Genomic DNA, 15,846 nt, shown 5'->3' on the forward strand with positions numbered 1-15,846 from the left:
ATTACTTCAGAAAAGGCGCGCTGTTGGCGTTCAAGGCTGCCGAGGCTTCGCGGTATTCCTGCTCCAACCGAGCAACTCGCGATGCGACCGGCTCAATCGCTGTGACTGCGCCAATGCCTTGGCCAGAGCCCCAAATGTCTTTCCACGCCTTCACCCCGGTATTTCCGCCAGACCCGAAGTTCATTTTGCTCGGGTCGCTTTCGGGGAGGTTATCCGGATCAAGCCCTGCGTTGATGATTGAAGACCGCAGATAATTGCCATGCACGCCGGTAAAGAGGCTGGAATAGACGATGTCTTCAGCGCCGGAATCAACGATGGCGTTTTTGTACGAGTCTTCAGCCCGCGCTTCCTGCGTCGCAATCCAAGCCGAGCCGATGTAGGCAAAGTCTGCGCCCAACGCTTGTGCGGCCAGAACTGATCGGCCGTGGGCAATGGCCCCTGATAGCGCCACAAGCCCGTCAAACCACTGCCGAATTTCCTGCATCAAGGCAAAGGGTGACTGAGAACCCGCGTGGCCGCCTGCGCCTGCCGCGACAGGAACGAGGCCATCGGCGCCTTTCTCGATAGCTTTTCGTGCAAAGCGATTGTTGATCACATCATGCAGCACGATCCCGCCCCAGCGATGCGCGGCGGCGTAAACATCTTCTCGCGCGCCGAGCGAGGTAATCAGCATGGGGACTTGCCATTTTTCACACATCGCCATGTCGTCATCGAGACGGTTGTTGGTCTTGTGGACGATTTGGTTGACTGCGAAAGGTGCCGCCGGACTATCTGGATTGGCGCGGTTGTGGGCAGCCAGTTCTTCGGTGATCTGGTGCAGCCATTCATCAAGCTGGCTTACGGGCCGGGCGTTTAGGGAAGGGAAAGAGCCCACAATACCGGCCTTGCATTGCGCAATTACCAGTTCCGGTCCTGAAATGATGAACAGAGGGGACGCAATAACGGGCAGGCGCAAATTGGCGAATAGCGCTGGCAAAGGCATGCGGCTCGTTCCTCGCAAGAAAGGTTAATTGTTTGATTAAACCCTAAGCGGGGAAAGGTCGCTTGTCAAAGGTGCCCAGATTGACAAACGGGCGACCGCAGCCGCCCGTCATCACACATCAGGACGCCGCGTTGGCGGCGCTAAGCACTGCGCGGACGCTGGCGGTTGCCACGTCTTCGTCAATGCCAACGCCCCATACGGTACGACCATCTGGCATTTTGCATTCCACATATGCTGCTGCGCGGGCGTTGCTGCCTGCACCCATCGCGTGTTCCGAATAATCGGTAATGTCGATCTCCAGGCCGAAGCCATCTTTGATTGTGGCGACAACGGATGAAATCAGGCCATTTCCGCGTCCAGAGACCGATTGCACTTTGCCGTCGACATCGATCTTTCCGGCAAAAATCCGCGTGCCATCAGCGCCGCGTGCTTCTTCGTAATCGACCAACTGGAAATGTTGGGGTGCATCAAGTCGATAGGCCTTGCGGAATACGCCCCAGATATCAGACGCCTGCAATTCGCGGCCCAATTCGTCGGCCAGTTCCTGCACATGGCGCGAGAAGTGCGCCTGCATTTTCTTGGGGAGCTTCAGGCCCTGATCCTGTTCGAGAACCCAAGCAAAACCGCCTTTGCCAGATTGAGAATTAACGCGGATCACCGCTTCATAGCTGCGGCCAAGATCCGCAGGATCTATCGGCAGATAAGGCACTGACCATATGTCATCGTTCCGCTGTTCCTGCGCAGCGAAGCCCTTTTTGATCGCGTCCTGATGGCTGCCCGAGAATGCCGTGAACACCAGCTCACCGCCATAAGGATGGCGTGGATGGACCGGCAACTGGTTGCAGTACTCCACCGTCTGGATCACATCGTCGATGTCCGAGAAGTCCAGTTCAGGCTCAACCCCTTGCGTATAGAGGTTCAGCGCAACGGTAACGAGGCAGCAATTGCCGGTGCGCTCTCCATTGCCGAACAGACAACCTTCGACGCGGTCCGCGCCCGCCATCAAGCCAAGTTCGGCTGCAGCAACGCCCGTTCCACGGTCATTGTGCGTGTGCAGCGAGATGATCGCGCGGTCACGGTTGGGCAGATTGCGGCCGAAGTATTCGATCTGGTCGGCGTAAATATTGGGTGTCGATGCCTCAACCGTTGCGGGCAGGTTGAGAATGATCGGATGTTCGGCAGACGGCTGCAAAACGTTCATCACCGCTTCGCAACATTCGATGCTGAAATCAACTTCGGCGGTCGAGAATGTTTCGGGGCTATATTCGAAATGCCAGTCGGTCTGCGGAAAACGTGCGGCCTGATCGCGCAGAACTTTTGCGCCATCGATTGCGATTTGTTTGACGTCAGCCTTGTCCATGCCGAACACCACCTGACGCCACAGCGGGGATACCGCATTGTAAACGTGGACAATTGCTTGCTTGGCACCCGCCAGACTTTCAAAGCTGGTGCGGATCAGGTCTTCGCGTGATTGGGTGAGAACTTGCACGAATACATCATCAGGAATGCGACCGCTGTCGACCAGACCACGGATGAAGTCATATTCGGTCGCACCCGCGCTAGGAAAGCCTACTTCAATTTCCTTGAGGCCGACTTTGATCAGCAGATCGAAGAACCGTGACTTCTTTTCCGCATTCATCGGATCGATTAGCGATTGGTTGCCATCGCGCAAGTCGGTGGACAGCCAGCGCGGCGCTTGCGTGATTGTGCGGCTGGGCCATTGGCGATCCGGCAGATTGATCTGCGGAAACGCGCGATACTTGGCCGAAGGGGTTTTCAGCATGGTCATGGGTAGTTCTTCTCGACTGGAAAATGGCCTGAAACTGGTTCTCGCTTCCCTTGGGCGCCGTGCGCGCCGCAATGCGACACGTCAGCTTACGCCCAAGGGCGTGTAAGTCGCAGGGTAAGGGCCAGTCGAGCGTTCATGGAAAAAGCCTATGCTGATTCATTTCGCGCTTGTCCAGAATGAATGCGCAAAATGATCTTCGAACCGTTTTGCGGCCACAAAAAATGGCCTGACGCTCACCGCAATGAGCATCAGGCCGGCATTAGGCTTTAAGCGGTCGTGCTTACTTTTTTTCGAAAGCGACCGTGATGTTCAACTTCACGTCGTCCGACACGAACGGCAAGCCATACTTGATGTTAAAGTCTGACCGCTTGATTGCGGCAGTGCCGTGGAAGCCAAGCGTCGAGGCCTTGGTGAAGGGGTTGTTGCCCGCTCCGGCAAAAGTTGCAGCGATGGCGACCGGCTTCGTTACGCCGTTCAGCGTCAGGTTACCGTTGATTGTTGCCGACATGCCGTCTGCCGCCGGTACAACGTCCGTGGAGACAAATGTGGCATCGGTTGGCGCTGCGCCGAAGAAATCGGCAGGTTTACCATCAGCGGCTGGTTTCAGCAGGTGCGAAGTAAGCCCGGGGCTGGCGGTCAGAACGTTGGAGACGGGGATTTTAACTGAAACTTTGGCTGCGGCGGGATTGGCGGGATCTATTTCGAGCGTACCCGTTACGTCACCAAACAGGCCAAAGTAATCGTTGAAGCCAAAATGATTGACGTTCCACGCGACGAGCGAATGGCCGGCATCGGCAGTGTAGATGCCTGCAACGACGCGGGTTTTGTCAGCTTTGCCGGGCACTTCCGGCATTTGGGCAAGCATCGGTGTGGCCGCGGCCACCAAGGCGAGTGGTAGCGCAATCTTTAATGCGCGAGGCATTTTGGGGAGGAAGGTCACGATGGGGGGCTCCTGACTCTGTTTAAGTAGCACAGAAATGCCGCACGCACGCCATTCGCACAAGAGAAGCTGTCGCTAATACTTTGTAACAGGTTGGCGACAAAGCGGTCTTAGCCGCAGCGCATCGTCAGGATTTGGCCGGTTTGATCAAGAATGACATTCAGGCGATTTTCCTGAAAGTCTTGAGTAATGACGGTGCCCGGCTTGATCCAGCGGATCCGTTCATGCCCGACTGCGGTTGCAACGGCTTTGCGAACAGCAGGTTCCGCGTCAGCGCCAACGAACCGCGAGATTACTTGCGATCCGCAACTATCAGGAGCTCGCGTGCCAGGTTTGGGCGGGGAAGGGCGTTGGCTCATTTCATCAGGAGCGCTGTAGCCCGAATGGGGATTGAGCGTGGCGGCCAAAAAAACGCCGCAGATCAACATTTTATACACGGTGCGAACCTTTGTTTTTGGGCATTCTCTCCAAAATGGAGGAATAGCAGCCAAAGCCAGTTCGTCTACCGCTTTCGTCGAGGTGACGTGTCTGTTCGTCGGAAACGTGGCCCGCTTTACGGGCGGGCCACGATCAATCCGATCAGTTCTTGGTCTGGTCGACCAGCTTGTTGGCGCCGATCCACGGCATCATTGCACGCAGCTTTGCACCGGTTTCTTCGATCGGGTGGCGCTTGGCGAGGCCGCGCGCGGCCTTGAGTTCTGGCTGACCAGCGCGGTTATCAAGCACGAAGTCCTTGACGAAACGGCCCGACTGGATGTCTTCCAGAACGCGCTTCATTTCTTTCTTCGTTTCTGCAGTGATGATGCGCGGACCGGTCTTGATATCGCCGTATTCGGCGGTGTTCGAGATCGAATAACGCATGTTGGCGATGCCGCCTTCATACATCAGGTCGACGATCAGCTTCAGTTCGTGAAGGCATTCGAAATAGGCCATTTCCGGCGCATAACCGGCTTCAACCAGCGTTTCAAAACCGGCCTGCACCAGCGCAGTTGCACCGCCGCACAGCACGGCCTGTTCGCCGAACAGATCGGTTTCGCACTCTTCGCGGAAGTTGGTTTCGATGATGCCCGAACGGCCACCGCCAACGCCCGAAGCGTAAGCAAGGCCAACGTCCTGGGCATTGCCGGTTACGTCTTGGTGGACCGCGATCAGGCAAGGCACGCCGCCGCCGCGCTGGTATTCGCTGCGCACGGTATGGCCCGGACCTTTTGGCGCGATCATGATCACGTCGATGTCGGCGCGTGGCTCGATCAGGCCGAAGTGAATGTTGAGGCCATGCGCAAATGCAAGGGCTGCTCCGGGCTTCATGTTGGCGGCAAGATCGTCAGCATAGATCGCAGCTTGATGTTCATCAGGTGCCAGGATCATGATGAGGTCAGCCCAAGCCGCAGCATCAGCATTCGACATGACCTTGAAACCAGCAGCCTCAGCCTTCTTGGCGCTGGCCGAACCCGGACGCAGCGCGATGGCGACTTCCTTGACGCCCGAATCGCGCAGGTTCTGCGCATGGGCGTGACCTTGCGAACCATAGCCCAGAATAACGATCTTCTTGTCGGTGATCAGGTTGAGATCACAATCGGCGTCGTAATAGACCTTCATTGAATTTTCCTCGTTTTCGTCATTCCCGCCTTGGCGAGAATCCATCTCCGGCCATGTTGTCCAGTAGCACCCGTTGGAGATGGACCCCTGCATGGCAGGGATGACGGGTGGTGGATATGAAACTTGTCAGGCGGCTGATGCGCCCCGAACCATGCCAACGATGCCTGTCCGGCCAACTTCAACCAGTCCAAGCTCTTTCATTAAAGACACGAAGCTGTCGATCTTTTCAGGGGCACCGGTCAATTCAAAAATGAAGCTGGCGGTGGTCGTGTCTACCACTTTTGCGCGGAATACGTCAGCAAGGCGCAATGCCTCGACACGGTTCTCGCCCTTGCCCGAAACCTTGATCAGCGCCAGTTCGCGTTCTACGAACGGGCCGAGTTCGGTGAGGTCGGTGACCTTATGCACCGGCACAAGCCGTTCGAGTTGTGCGCGGATCTGGTCAATCACCGGTGGTGGACCGTGCGTTACGATCGTGATCCGGCTCAACTCATGGCCATCGGTTATGTCGGCCACGGTCAGGCTATCGATGTTATAGCCGCGCGCGGTGAACAATCCGGCAATCTTGGCCAGAATGCCCGCTTCGTTGTCCACCGTAATGGTCAGAACGTGGCGCTCTTGCGCCTCTTCGTGCATGTGCATCATGTCAGGGCTTTCTTAGACCAGCGCCTTGGCTTCGTCGTCCATCGTGCCGGCAACCTCGTCCCCGTAAAGGATCATGTCGGTGTGCGCAGCGCCTGATGGAATCATCGGGAAGCAATTGGCTTCCTTTGAAACGAGGCAATCAACAAAGACCGGGCCGTCATGGTCGATCATCGCCTGGATGCCGGCGTCGAGTTCACTCAGGTCCGTAATGCGGATGCCCTTCCAGCCATAAGCCTCGGCCAGCTTCACGAAATCGGGCAGGCTATCGGAGTAGGAGTTGGAATAGCGGCTTTCATAAGTGAGTTCCTGCCACTGGCGGACCATGCCCATCCATTCGTTGTTGAGCACGAACACTTTCACCGGCAAGCGATATTGCGTGGCCGTGCCCAGTTCCTGAATGTTCATCTGGATGGAAGCATCGCCTGCGATATCGATGACCAGGGCATCAGGAAAGCCCGCTTGCGCGCCGATGGCGGCAGGCAGGCCATAGCCCATCGTGCCAAGGCCGCCAGACGTGAGCCACTTGTTGGGCTTCATGAAGTGGAAGTATTGCGCTGCCCACATCTGATGCTGGCCAACTTCGGTGCTGATGATCGGCTCATGATGTTTGGTCAGCTCATACAGCCGTTCAACCGCCAGTTGAGGCATGATTTCAGCCGTCTTGCGCGGATAGCCAAGGCTCTTGCGTTCACGCCAGGTGTCTACTTGCGCAATCCACGCGGTAAGGTCTTGCGCCTTGTAGCCGCGTGTGTGCCATGCATCGATCAATTGTGCCAGAACCTTGCCGCAATCACCAATGACCGGCAGATCGACGCGCACCGTCTTGTTGATCGAGGCGCGATCAATATCGATGTGGATTTTCTTGGAGTTGGGCGAAAACGCATCCAACCGGCCGGTTACGCGGTCATCAAAGCGCGCACCGATGCACACGACCAGATCGGCGCGGTTCATCGTCATATTGGCTTCGTATGTTCCGTGCATGCCCAGCATGCCCAACCACGCAGGATGGTCAGCCGGAAACGCACCAAGACCCATCAGTGTCGATGTAACAGGCGCGCCGACAAGGGTCTGCAATTCTTGCAGCAGCTTGGCGGCTTGTGGCCCTGAATTGATAACGCCGCCGCCAGTGTAGAAAACGGGCGCGCGGGCATTGGCGATCATTTCGATCGCTTGTTCGATTTCGCGAACGCCGCCTTCGGTCTGCGGATTGTAGCGGTTGCGCTGTTGCGGCGCGGCACCGCTCCACGCGGCCATTGCAATTTGCACGTCCTTGGGAATGTCGATCACAACCGGGCCGGGGCGGCCTTCTGTGGCGATGCGGAATGCCTCATCAATGATCGTCGCGAGTTGCGCCGGGTCTTTGACCAGATAGTTGTGTTTGGTGCAGTGGCGCGTGATGCCGACGGTATCGGCTTCCTGAAACGCGTCCGAACCGATCAGGCCCGTAGGGACCTGTCCGGTGATGACAACCATCGGGATCGAATCCATAAACGCATCGGCAATGCCAGTGACCGCGTTGGTAGCGCCGGGACCGGACGTTACCAGCACTACACCGGGCTTGCCGGTAGCGCGCGCATAGCCTTCGGCGGCATGGGCCGCGCCGGCTTCGTGACGCACAAGGATGTGGCGAATGCGTTCATCACCGAACAGCGCATCGTAAATCGGCAGCACTGCGCCGCCCGGATAGCCGAATACAAACTCGACTCCCTTGGCAACGAGGCTTTCGACCAAGATTTCGGCGCCGCTGCGCTCGCTTGTCACGTCACGTAATCCTTCTGCCTGTCGCATTCGTTTGATCGTCGCATCTGTCCTGATGGGCCGATAGCCGCGACTGCGTGTATGCAAAACAAAAATTATCGGCCCGGTACAGGCTGGCTGCACCGGGCCGTCTCTCCCCACTCGGGCATCCGCGTTGCGGACGCCGCAACAAGGACAATTGACGGCCTGCTACTTGACATAAAATGCCATGTCAAGCGGCTATATGCGCAATAAACTTGCTACATGATCGGTGTCAATGGAATTTTCGTACGTTAAGCGGGGCCAAGTGCCGGGATTCTGGTTGTTCAGCCAAGTGTATTGCCGTTTGGCATAACGGCGGGTTGCCTGCTGACCGGCGGCGATAGCCTCGGATTGAGAGGCCTCGCCGCGACAATACATTCTGATTTCAGGAACACCGATGGCCCGCATAACAGGCATATCGTCGGGCAAGTTGCGCGCAAGCAGGGCTTCAACTTCAGCAATCGAGCCCCCTTGCCACATCAATTCAAACCGCAAATCGCAACGTTTATACAACCATTGGCGTTCAGGCAGGAGGATCAAAGGGTCAAGATCAACGCTGTCAGCGATCCCTCCGCTCAATTGCTTCTGCCAGTGGGCAAGCGAATGGCCGGTAGAGCGGATAACCTCCAGTGCGCGTGTCACACGCTGGGTATCTGCAGGGGCGAGCAGCGCTGCGCGTGCCGGGTCTTCGTTCTGCAGGGCTTTGTAAGTTTGCTCCTGCGGCATTGTGCGGACCTCAGCCCGGATGACGGGGTCAATTTCCGGCACTGGTGCAATGCCATCCAACAAGGTGCGTATATAAAGGCCCGTCCCGCCAACAAGGATCGGCAATGCCCCGCGCGCATGCGCCGCCGCTATTTCGCGTTTGGCGGCGTTGGCCCAGTCCGCTGCGGAGCAAGCCTGTGCTCCGTCCCATGCGCCGTACAGCACATGGGGCACGCCTTGCATCTCATCGTCGGATGGTCGTGCGCTGAGGACGCGCAAATCGGCATAGACTTGTGCGCTGTCGGCGTTGACGATGACGGCCTCTCGTCCGTCGGTCATCGCTCGCAAAGCAAGTTTTACCGCGAGATCGCTCTTGCCGCTGGCGGTCGGCCCTGCGATTAGCGCGAGCCTTGGCCGTTCGGTCCCCAAACTCACGCTTACGCTTTCAAAGGAATTCTCGGTGATCATCGCGCGGTTGATAGCAGACCCTGAGACGCTTGGTGACAATCTTGCGCTCGCCATGGAAATGATCGAGGCGCGCGATTGGGAAGTGGCAGGCGCAGGCATGCTCGACACCTGCGAAGATGTGTTGGAACTTGAGGTGCTTGAAGGCGATCCTGTGGGGATTCGCAGCATCCTTGATCAATGCTTCCCGACAAGCGATTTGCTGTTGTCGCAAGGTTTGATTGATGTACCGGGCCTGTTCGTTTCCGACATGGATTCAACCATGATCGGTCAGGAATGCATTGACGAACTGGCTGATTTTGCCGGTCTGAAAGGCCGCATCGCCGCGATCACCGAACGCGCGATGCAAGGCGAACTCGATTTCGAATCGGCGCTGCGTGAGCGGGTGGGCTTGTTGAAAGACTTGCCCGAGGTTGCAATCCGCCAGTGCCTGGATGAACGGATCCAGCCGATGTCTGGCGCACGGACGCTGGTTTCCACCTTGAAGGCGCGCGGATGTCATACAGTGTTGGTGACGGGCGGTTTCCATTCCTTTGCTGATCCCGTGGCCGAATTGCTTGGCTTTGAACGTGTGGTTGGGAACCGTCTGGGATTGCATGATGGTGTGCTCACTGGCGGCCTGGTGGGTGGAATCGTTGACAGTGCGGTGAAGAAGCAAGTGCTGCTTGAAGAGTCGGCTCGGCTGGGGGAGGGCGTGTTGAGCCTCGCCACCGGCGATGGCGCAAATGACATTCCAATGATTGAGGCCGCCCATTTCGGCATTGCTTACCGCGCCAAACCAAAGGCCCGCGCTGCGGCGGACGGCTGGATTGATCGTGGTGATCTGACTTCGATCCTTTCCCTTCTGGGCATAGGCCGCGAAGACTGGGTGTTGGATTGACGGAGTATTTACACTCCTGTTAGTATGATCATGTCGAGGTGAACGGGAGAATACGCCGTGAATGCTATGACCGGCGCGCTGCAAGCCGACTTGCCGATATATGATGAACGCCGTCCTGAACTTCGGCTGCGTCCCGCCAATGCGTGGCGGCATTTCCAGAACCTGATGAAAGATAAGGAAAACACCGAAGAGGTGTTCCATATCTTTGAATCGCTGCCCTGGCGCAATTTGCGACCATCGGCAGAGCGCTTCCTCCGTTCCGCGTGGGGGCAGGCGTTGCGCGCAAAAGAGCCAAACCTGCCAACGCTTCTCGATGATCACGCAGCGCTGCGCCGGACGCCTGCCGGATCACTTGCGCATGCTTACTGCGATTTCATGGAGCGCGAAGGGCTGACTGCGCAAGGTTTGGTCGACGAATTTGACAAGTTTGCGCAGCACCACGAAAAGTTTGAAGACCAGTTTCGCTGGTATCTGAACCGTATGCGCGACGTGCATGATATGCTGCACGTGTTGACCGGTTATGGCCGTGATGCGCTTGGAGAAGCATGCGTTTTGGCATTCACGTATAGCCAGCAGCCTTCGCCGGCGCATTTGTTCATTGGTTATATGGCGGGCCTGAACATCCGCAAGCAGGTGCGCAGCAATGCACCAGTGATCAAAGCGGTTAGCGAAGGGAAGCGCTTGGGCAAGGCGTGTCCACGCTTGTGCGAGCAATCAATCACAGACTTGCTGCCGCTTCCTCTTGAGGACGTGCGGCGCAAGTTGAACATTACGCCGGCGGTCCACTATCAACAGGCCCATGCCAGATGGGCACAGATCGGCGTTGATCCGTATGATTTACTGGGAAAAAACCTGAAGAAAGCAGCCTAGCGCTTAGATCCTCCCCGAAGCAAGTTCGGGGAGGGCCTGAACTGAACCTTCCATCCAGTCGCGGAAGAAGGCTTCGTTGGCTTCGCGCAAGGTGGCGAGTTCCACGCCTGCGATTTGCGTTCCGCCAACGGTGCCAATCCGGATCGCATCTTCAAGCACTTCGTTGGGTGCAGATGTGACGATGTAGCGCGACTGGTCTTCACCGAAGGCTTTGGCAGTGTCCAGTTCGATGGTCAGCGTGCAACCCTTGTTGCTCGCCAGCGCCATTTCCGTCAACGCCACGAGCAGACCGCCATCGGAGATGTCATGCACGGCGGTCAATTTGCCCGAAGCAATCCAATCACGGATCAATTCGCCGTTTTTGCGTTCAACTACTAGATCAACCTTGGGGGCGTCCCCTGCTTCACGGCCTGCAATTTCGCGCAAATAAAGTGATTGGCCAAGGTGCGTGCCTTCGCCGCCGACCAGCCAAATGGCATCGCCGTTGTTCTTGAAGGCGATTGTGGTCATGATTTCGTGATCAAGCATCAAGCCGACGCCGCCAATGGCAGGCGTTGGAAGAATGGCCGATCCGCCACCGGTAGCCTTCGACTCGTTGTAGAGCGAGACGTTGCCCGACACGATCGGGTAATCGAGCGCGCGACATGCATCGCCCATGCCTTCAAGCGCTTGGACGATTTGAGCCATGATTTCGGGGCGCTGGGGGTTGGCAAAGTTCAGGCAATTGGTGATTGCCAGTGGACGCGCGCCAACCGCACAGATGTTGCGATAGGTTTCGGCCACAGCCTGTTTGCCGCCTTCGTAGGGATCGGCGTAGCAATAGCGGGGGCTGCAATCGGTGCTCATGGCGAGCGCTTTTTGAGTGCCGTGAATGCGCACAACTGCCGCATCGCCACCTGATTTTTGCAGCGTATCTGCGCCAACCTGACTGTCGTATTGTTCGAAAATCCAGCGGCGGTTGGCAAGATCGGGGCAGCCGATCAGCTTGACGAGGTCTGCGCCTAGATCGGCGCTTTCCGCCACGCTGCCGAGCGGCGCGACATTGGCCCATGCCTTGTAATCAACAAGGCTGAGGGCCGGACGATCATAGAGCGGGGCGTCTTCAGCGAGCGGTCCGAGTGGTATGTCGCACACGGTTTCGCCTTTGAAAGTCAGCACCATGTGGCCGGTGTCCGTCACTTCGCCGATCACGGCAAAGTCCAGTTCCCACTTCTTGAAGATCGCCTCGGCCATCGGCTCTTTGCCGGGCTTGAGCACCATGAGCATGCGCTCCTGGCTTTCCGAGAGCATCATTTCGTAAGGCGTCATGCCCTCTTCGCGGCAGGGTACCATATCCATGTTGAGGATGATGCCAGCCTTGCCGTTTGTCGCCATTTCAACAGACGATGAGGTAAGGCCGGCTGCGCCCATGTCCTGAATGGCCACGATCGCATCGGTTGCCATCAGTTCAAGGCAGGCTTCGATCAGCAGCTTTTCGGTAAACGGATCGCCCACTTGCACGGTTGGGCGCTTCGCTTCGGAATCTTCACCAAAATCTGCGCTGGCCATGGTGGCGCCGTGGATGCCATCGCGTCCGGTCTTTGAACCAACGTAGACGATGGGGTTCCCAAGGCCGGTCGCGGCGGAATAGAAGATCTTGTCCTGATCGGCGACGCCCACGGTCATTGCGTTGACAAGGATATTTCCGTCATATGCGGGGTGGAAATTGGTTTCACCACCGACAGTCGGGACGCCCACGCAATTGCCATAGCCACCAATGCCCGCAACCACGCCTTGGACAAGGTGCTTCATCTTGGGGTGGTCGGGACGGCCGAATCGCAGGGCGTTCATGTTCGCTACAGGCCGCGCGCCCATGGTGAACACATCGCGCAAGATGCCGCCAACACCCGTTGCAGCACCCTGATAGGGTTCAATGTACGACGGGTGGTTGTGGCTTTCCATCTTGAAGATGGCGGCTTGGCCATCGCCAATGTCGATAACGCCTGCGTTTTCGCCAGGTCCGCAAATCACCCAAGGTGCGCTGGTGGGCAGCTTTTTAAGGTGGATGCGGCTTGATTTATAAGAGCAATGCTCTGACCACATGACCGAAAATATGCCGAGTTCGACAAGGTTCGGTTCACGACCAAGCGCGTGCAGGACGCGCTGGAATTCGTCTTCGGACAGGCCATGGGCGGCTACGACATCTGCGGTGATCTCGGACATGGCCCGCGCCTTAGCGAGGGCTGCGCAAAGTGGCTAGTCTTAACCTGCAAAGGCCGTCTTAACCTGCAAACTTGGTTGCAGCCCATGTTGCTGCAGTCGCGGTAACGGCGGTGGCAAAAGTGCCCCAGATGACGTCAATGATCGTCACATGGATCGGCCAACGCGCCAAGACAGCCTGACTGGTAAGGTCATATGTCATGTAACACATGGCCCCCAACACCGCTCCATTCAGCGCCGCGGCGCCAAGCCCTAGAGTCAGGCCGGGGCGCACCGCGAACCACATCATGCCCGCCAGATAAAGCACATAGAACACGAGCGCCGGGGCGATGCGGAACGTGGGGGCAAGAAGATCACCCAAAGCGGGGCGATAAAGCTTGGATCCGGCCCAGCCGAGCCAGACAGCGTCGAGCGCACCGAACACCACAGCGGCTGCGATATAAGCGATCAAATACTGCATGGTGTGGGCAACCTCCCTGACAACTTCTTTTCCAAGCTTGACCCGCCCCCCGTGCCCCGTCAATGCTGCCCACATGGGAATGGCACCGGAAATCGCGAACCTCAGCTTTGAAGAGGCCCTGAAAGAACTCGAATCTGTCGTCAGGCGGCTCGAAAGTGGCGAGGCACCGCTCGACGAATCGATTGAGCTTTACGCCAAAGGCGATGCGCTCCGTGCGCATTGCCAGGCGAGGCTCGATTCAGCGCAAGCCCGGATTGAGGCGATTGTCGCAGACCGTGATGGCAAAGCGCAGGGCTTGCGTCCGTTTGATGAAGCAGCAGGTTAAGGGGCTAAGCCATGTCACAGGCAATCGGACTGCTGAAGCCCGCCCTCAAGGCTATTGCCGAGGACATTGACCACAGCTTTGATTTGTTGTTGCCGCTGCCCGGTGATCCGCGCAACCGGCTGGTCGAAGCGATGCGTTACGCAACGATTGGTGGCGGCAAGCGCATTCGCCCGCTGTTAGTAACGGCAACGGCGGCCATGTTCGGCGTTTCGCGTGAAGCCGCGGTACGGGTTGGGACCGCGATTGAGGCGATCCACGTCTATTCACTGATCCACGATGATTTGCCGTGCATGGACGATGACGGAACGCGCCACGGCAAGCCAACGGTGCATGTCGCCTTCGACGATGCCGCAGCAGTCTTGGCTGGCGATGCTTTGCACGATTTCGCTTTCGAACTGTTGTCTGATCCTGCCACCAGCGGCGATCCGTTTGTACGCATCGAATTGATCCGTACGCTCGCCATGGCCAGCGGAATGAATGGCATGTGCGGCGGACAGATGATGGATATCGTCGCTGAAACCGAAAGCTTCGATCTGCCCACCGTAACCCGGTTGCAGCAATTGAAGACGGGAGCATTGCTGGCAGCGTCGGTCGAAATGGGCGCAATATTGGGACATGTTCCCATAGAAGGCCGCACACATTTGCGCGGTTACGCGCGTGATATTGGCCTGGCATTCCAGATCGCTGATGATCTTTTAGACCTTGAAGGGGATGAGGCTGCGGCCGGTAAAGCGCTGCGCAAGGACGAAGCGCAAGGCAAACAGACATTTCTGTCCTTGTTGGGGCCTGATCGCGCGCGCGAACAAGCCCGCCGTCTGGTTGAGCAAGCGGTAGACCTGCTGCAAAGTTATGGTCCGGAAGCGGATTTGTTGCGCGAACTTGCGCGCTTCATCGTGGAGAGGAACCACTGATGGCTGAACGTATCGGCGTTTATCCGGGCACGTTCGACCCGATCACGCTTGGGCATCTCGATATCATCCGGCGCGGCGCGAAGCTTGTGGACAGGCTGATTATTGGGGTGACGACCAATCCATCAAAGAACCCGATGTTCACTCCAGAGGAACGCATGGCATCGGTGCGCCGCGAAGCCTCCGAACAAGGCATCGACAATGTCGAAGTGGTGGGTTTCAACGCGTTGCTGATGAAATTTGCCCGCAAGCAGGGCGCAAGTGTGATTGTGCGCGGACTGCGCGCCGTGGCTGATTTTGAATACGAATATCAGATGGCCGGCATGAACCAGCAGATTGATGCCGAAATCGAAACGGTGTTTCTGATGGCCGATGTCGGGCTTCAGCCAATAGCCTCAAAACTGGTCAAGGAAATTGCGCTTTTTGGCGGCGATATATCGGGCTTTGTCACGCCAACCATTCGTGACGAAGTTGTGGCGCGTGTTGATAAGCTGGGCCGCTTGGGCGACTATTGAAGCGGCCACGGCGCGCAAACACAATCGTTCATTGCAGCGAAAGCGCGACGCGCCTATCCGCGCTGTAGATTTTCCGGAGTTCACCCGTCTCATGGTTTTGCGCTTTTTTACCAGTCTTGCGCTTGGCGCCGCCCTAATTGCTTCGCCAGCCCGGGCGCAGGACAAGGATGCGGCAGCCGCCACACCTAAGCCGCTCAATTATGCAATCAACGCAGATGAAAGCATCGATCGCGAAAACATCTTGCTGCTCGATTTGTCGAATGGCGGTCGCGTGTCGATCCGTTTGATGCCGGAATGGGCGCCCAATCATGTTGAGCGGATCAAGAAGCTGGCGCGCGAAGGCTTTTACAACGGGGTGATTTTTCACCGCGTGATTGATGGCTTTATGGCGCAGACGGGCGATCCCACGGGTACCGGGCAGGGCGGCTCGCCGCTTCCTGATTTGACGGCTGAATTCAACAAAGTGCCGCATGTGCGCGGCACCGTTTCAATGGCCCGCACGAACGAGCCGAACACGGCCAATAGCCAGTTCTTTATCGTGTTTTATCCGCGCTTTGCGCTGGACAACAAATACACCAATTTCGGTCGGGTGATTTCGGGCATGGACAATGTCGACGCGATCGTGCGCGGCGAACCGCCTTCGAATCCTACCAAAGTTGTGCAGGCCTCTATCGCGTCTGACAACAAACCCGCACCTGCCATTGTTGCGCCAAGCACAAAGCCAGCTTTCACTGCGGATATGTTGAGCAATTCGCAGTCGAATTGATCTGCAAATACGGCTAGGG

16 protein-coding genes are annotated in these 15,846 nt (G+C 57.3%); 6 read left to right on the plus strand and 10 right to left on the minus strand.

Going from position 1 to position 15,846, the window contains the following annotated elements:
* Position 1: 1 nt before the first annotated feature.
* The 8 genes from B7Y89_RS01280 to miaA all read right to left on the minus strand — a co-directional run bounded on the left by B7Y89_RS01280 (position 2) and on the right by miaA (position 8,907).
* Positions 2–982, minus strand: coding sequence for a nitronate monooxygenase family protein (locus B7Y89_RS01280; protein ID WP_292934966.1), 981 nt, complete (start codon positions 980–982; stop codon positions 2–4).
* Positions 983–1,100: 118 nt separating this feature from the next.
* A complete protein-coding gene (gene leuA / locus B7Y89_RS01285; protein WP_292934968.1) occupies positions 1,101–2,771 on the minus strand; it encodes a 2-isopropylmalate synthase in 1,671 nt (556 codons plus the stop codon).
* Between the two features lie 280 nt (positions 2,772–3,051).
* Complete coding sequence (locus tag B7Y89_RS01290; RefSeq protein ID WP_292934970.1) at positions 3,052–3,636, minus strand: YceI family protein; 585 nt, start codon at positions 3,634–3,636, stop codon at positions 3,052–3,054.
* A 185-nt stretch (positions 3,637–3,821) separates the two neighbouring features.
* A complete protein-coding gene (locus tag B7Y89_RS01295) occupies positions 3,822–4,202 on the minus strand; it encodes an I78 family peptidase inhibitor (RefSeq protein WP_292934972.1) in 381 nt (126 codons plus the stop codon).
* An 88-nt stretch (positions 4,203–4,290) separates the two neighbouring features.
* Entirely contained in the window at positions 4,291–5,310 is a 1,020-nt protein-coding gene (gene ilvC, locus B7Y89_RS01300) for a ketol-acid reductoisomerase (protein ID WP_292934973.1), read from the minus strand.
* A 126-nt stretch (positions 5,311–5,436) separates the two neighbouring features.
* Positions 5,437–5,952 (minus strand): acetolactate synthase small subunit, encoded by a 516-nt coding sequence (gene ilvN / locus B7Y89_RS01305; protein WP_292935061.1) that lies wholly within the window; start codon positions 5,950–5,952, stop codon positions 5,437–5,439.
* Between the two features lie 15 nt (positions 5,953–5,967).
* Positions 5,968–7,716, minus strand: coding sequence for a biosynthetic-type acetolactate synthase large subunit (gene ilvB, locus B7Y89_RS01310; protein WP_292934974.1), 1,749 nt, complete (start codon positions 7,714–7,716; stop codon positions 5,968–5,970).
* 216 nt (positions 7,717–7,932) lie between these two features.
* Positions 7,933–8,907: a tRNA (adenosine(37)-N6)-dimethylallyltransferase MiaA gene (miaA, locus tag B7Y89_RS01315; protein ID WP_292934976.1), complete on the minus strand. Its 975-nt coding sequence runs from the start codon at positions 8,905–8,907 to the stop codon at positions 7,933–7,935.
* On the opposite strand from miaA, the gene serB reads away from it, so the two are divergent.
* Both serB and B7Y89_RS01325 read left to right on the plus strand, forming a co-directional pair.
* A complete protein-coding gene (gene serB, locus B7Y89_RS01320; RefSeq protein ID WP_292934978.1) occupies positions 8,900–9,784 on the plus strand; it encodes a phosphoserine phosphatase SerB in 885 nt (294 codons plus the stop codon). The genes miaA and serB overlap by 8 nt on opposite strands.
* A 66-nt stretch (positions 9,785–9,850) precedes the next feature.
* Complete coding sequence (locus tag B7Y89_RS01325; protein ID WP_292935063.1) at positions 9,851–10,654, plus strand: Coq4 family protein; 804 nt, start codon at positions 9,851–9,853, stop codon at positions 10,652–10,654.
* Between the two features lie 3 nt (positions 10,655–10,657).
* Here the strand turns inward: B7Y89_RS01325 and purL are convergent, their stop codons facing one another.
* Positions 10,658–12,856: a phosphoribosylformylglycinamidine synthase subunit PurL gene (gene purL / locus B7Y89_RS01330; protein ID WP_292934980.1), complete on the minus strand. Its 2,199-nt coding sequence runs from the start codon at positions 12,854–12,856 to the stop codon at positions 10,658–10,660.
* A gap of 58 nt (positions 12,857–12,914) precedes the next feature.
* Positions 12,915–13,313, minus strand: a complete 399-nt coding sequence (locus tag B7Y89_RS01335; protein WP_292934982.1) for a DUF2177 family protein — start codon at positions 13,311–13,313, stop codon at positions 12,915–12,917.
* A 73-nt stretch (positions 13,314–13,386) separates the two neighbouring features.
* Between B7Y89_RS01335 and B7Y89_RS01340 the strand changes: the two genes are divergently transcribed.
* The 4 genes from B7Y89_RS01340 to B7Y89_RS01355 all read left to right on the plus strand — a co-directional run bounded on the left by B7Y89_RS01340 (position 13,387) and on the right by B7Y89_RS01355 (position 15,827).
* On the plus strand, positions 13,387–13,638 hold the full coding sequence (locus B7Y89_RS01340) for an exodeoxyribonuclease VII small subunit (protein ID WP_292934984.1): 252 nt from the start codon (positions 13,387–13,389) through the stop codon (positions 13,636–13,638).
* A gap of 11 nt (positions 13,639–13,649) precedes the next feature.
* Positions 13,650–14,549: a polyprenyl synthetase family protein gene (locus tag B7Y89_RS01345; protein WP_292934986.1), complete on the plus strand. Its 900-nt coding sequence runs from the start codon at positions 13,650–13,652 to the stop codon at positions 14,547–14,549.
* Positions 14,549–15,061, plus strand: coding sequence for a pantetheine-phosphate adenylyltransferase (coaD, locus tag B7Y89_RS01350; RefSeq protein ID WP_292934988.1), 513 nt, complete (start codon positions 14,549–14,551; stop codon positions 15,059–15,061). The genes B7Y89_RS01345 and coaD overlap by 1 nt, the downstream gene beginning before the upstream one ends.
* Positions 15,062–15,152: 91 nt before the next feature.
* Positions 15,153–15,827 (plus strand): peptidylprolyl isomerase, encoded by a 675-nt coding sequence (locus B7Y89_RS01355; RefSeq protein WP_292935065.1) that lies wholly within the window; start codon positions 15,153–15,155, stop codon positions 15,825–15,827.
* Positions 15,828–15,846 lie beyond the last annotated feature (19 nt).

The sequence above is a fragment of the Novosphingobium sp. 32-60-15 genome, from assembly GCF_002280675.1.
Classification (GTDB): domain Bacteria; phylum Pseudomonadota; class Alphaproteobacteria; order Sphingomonadales; family Sphingomonadaceae; genus Novosphingobium.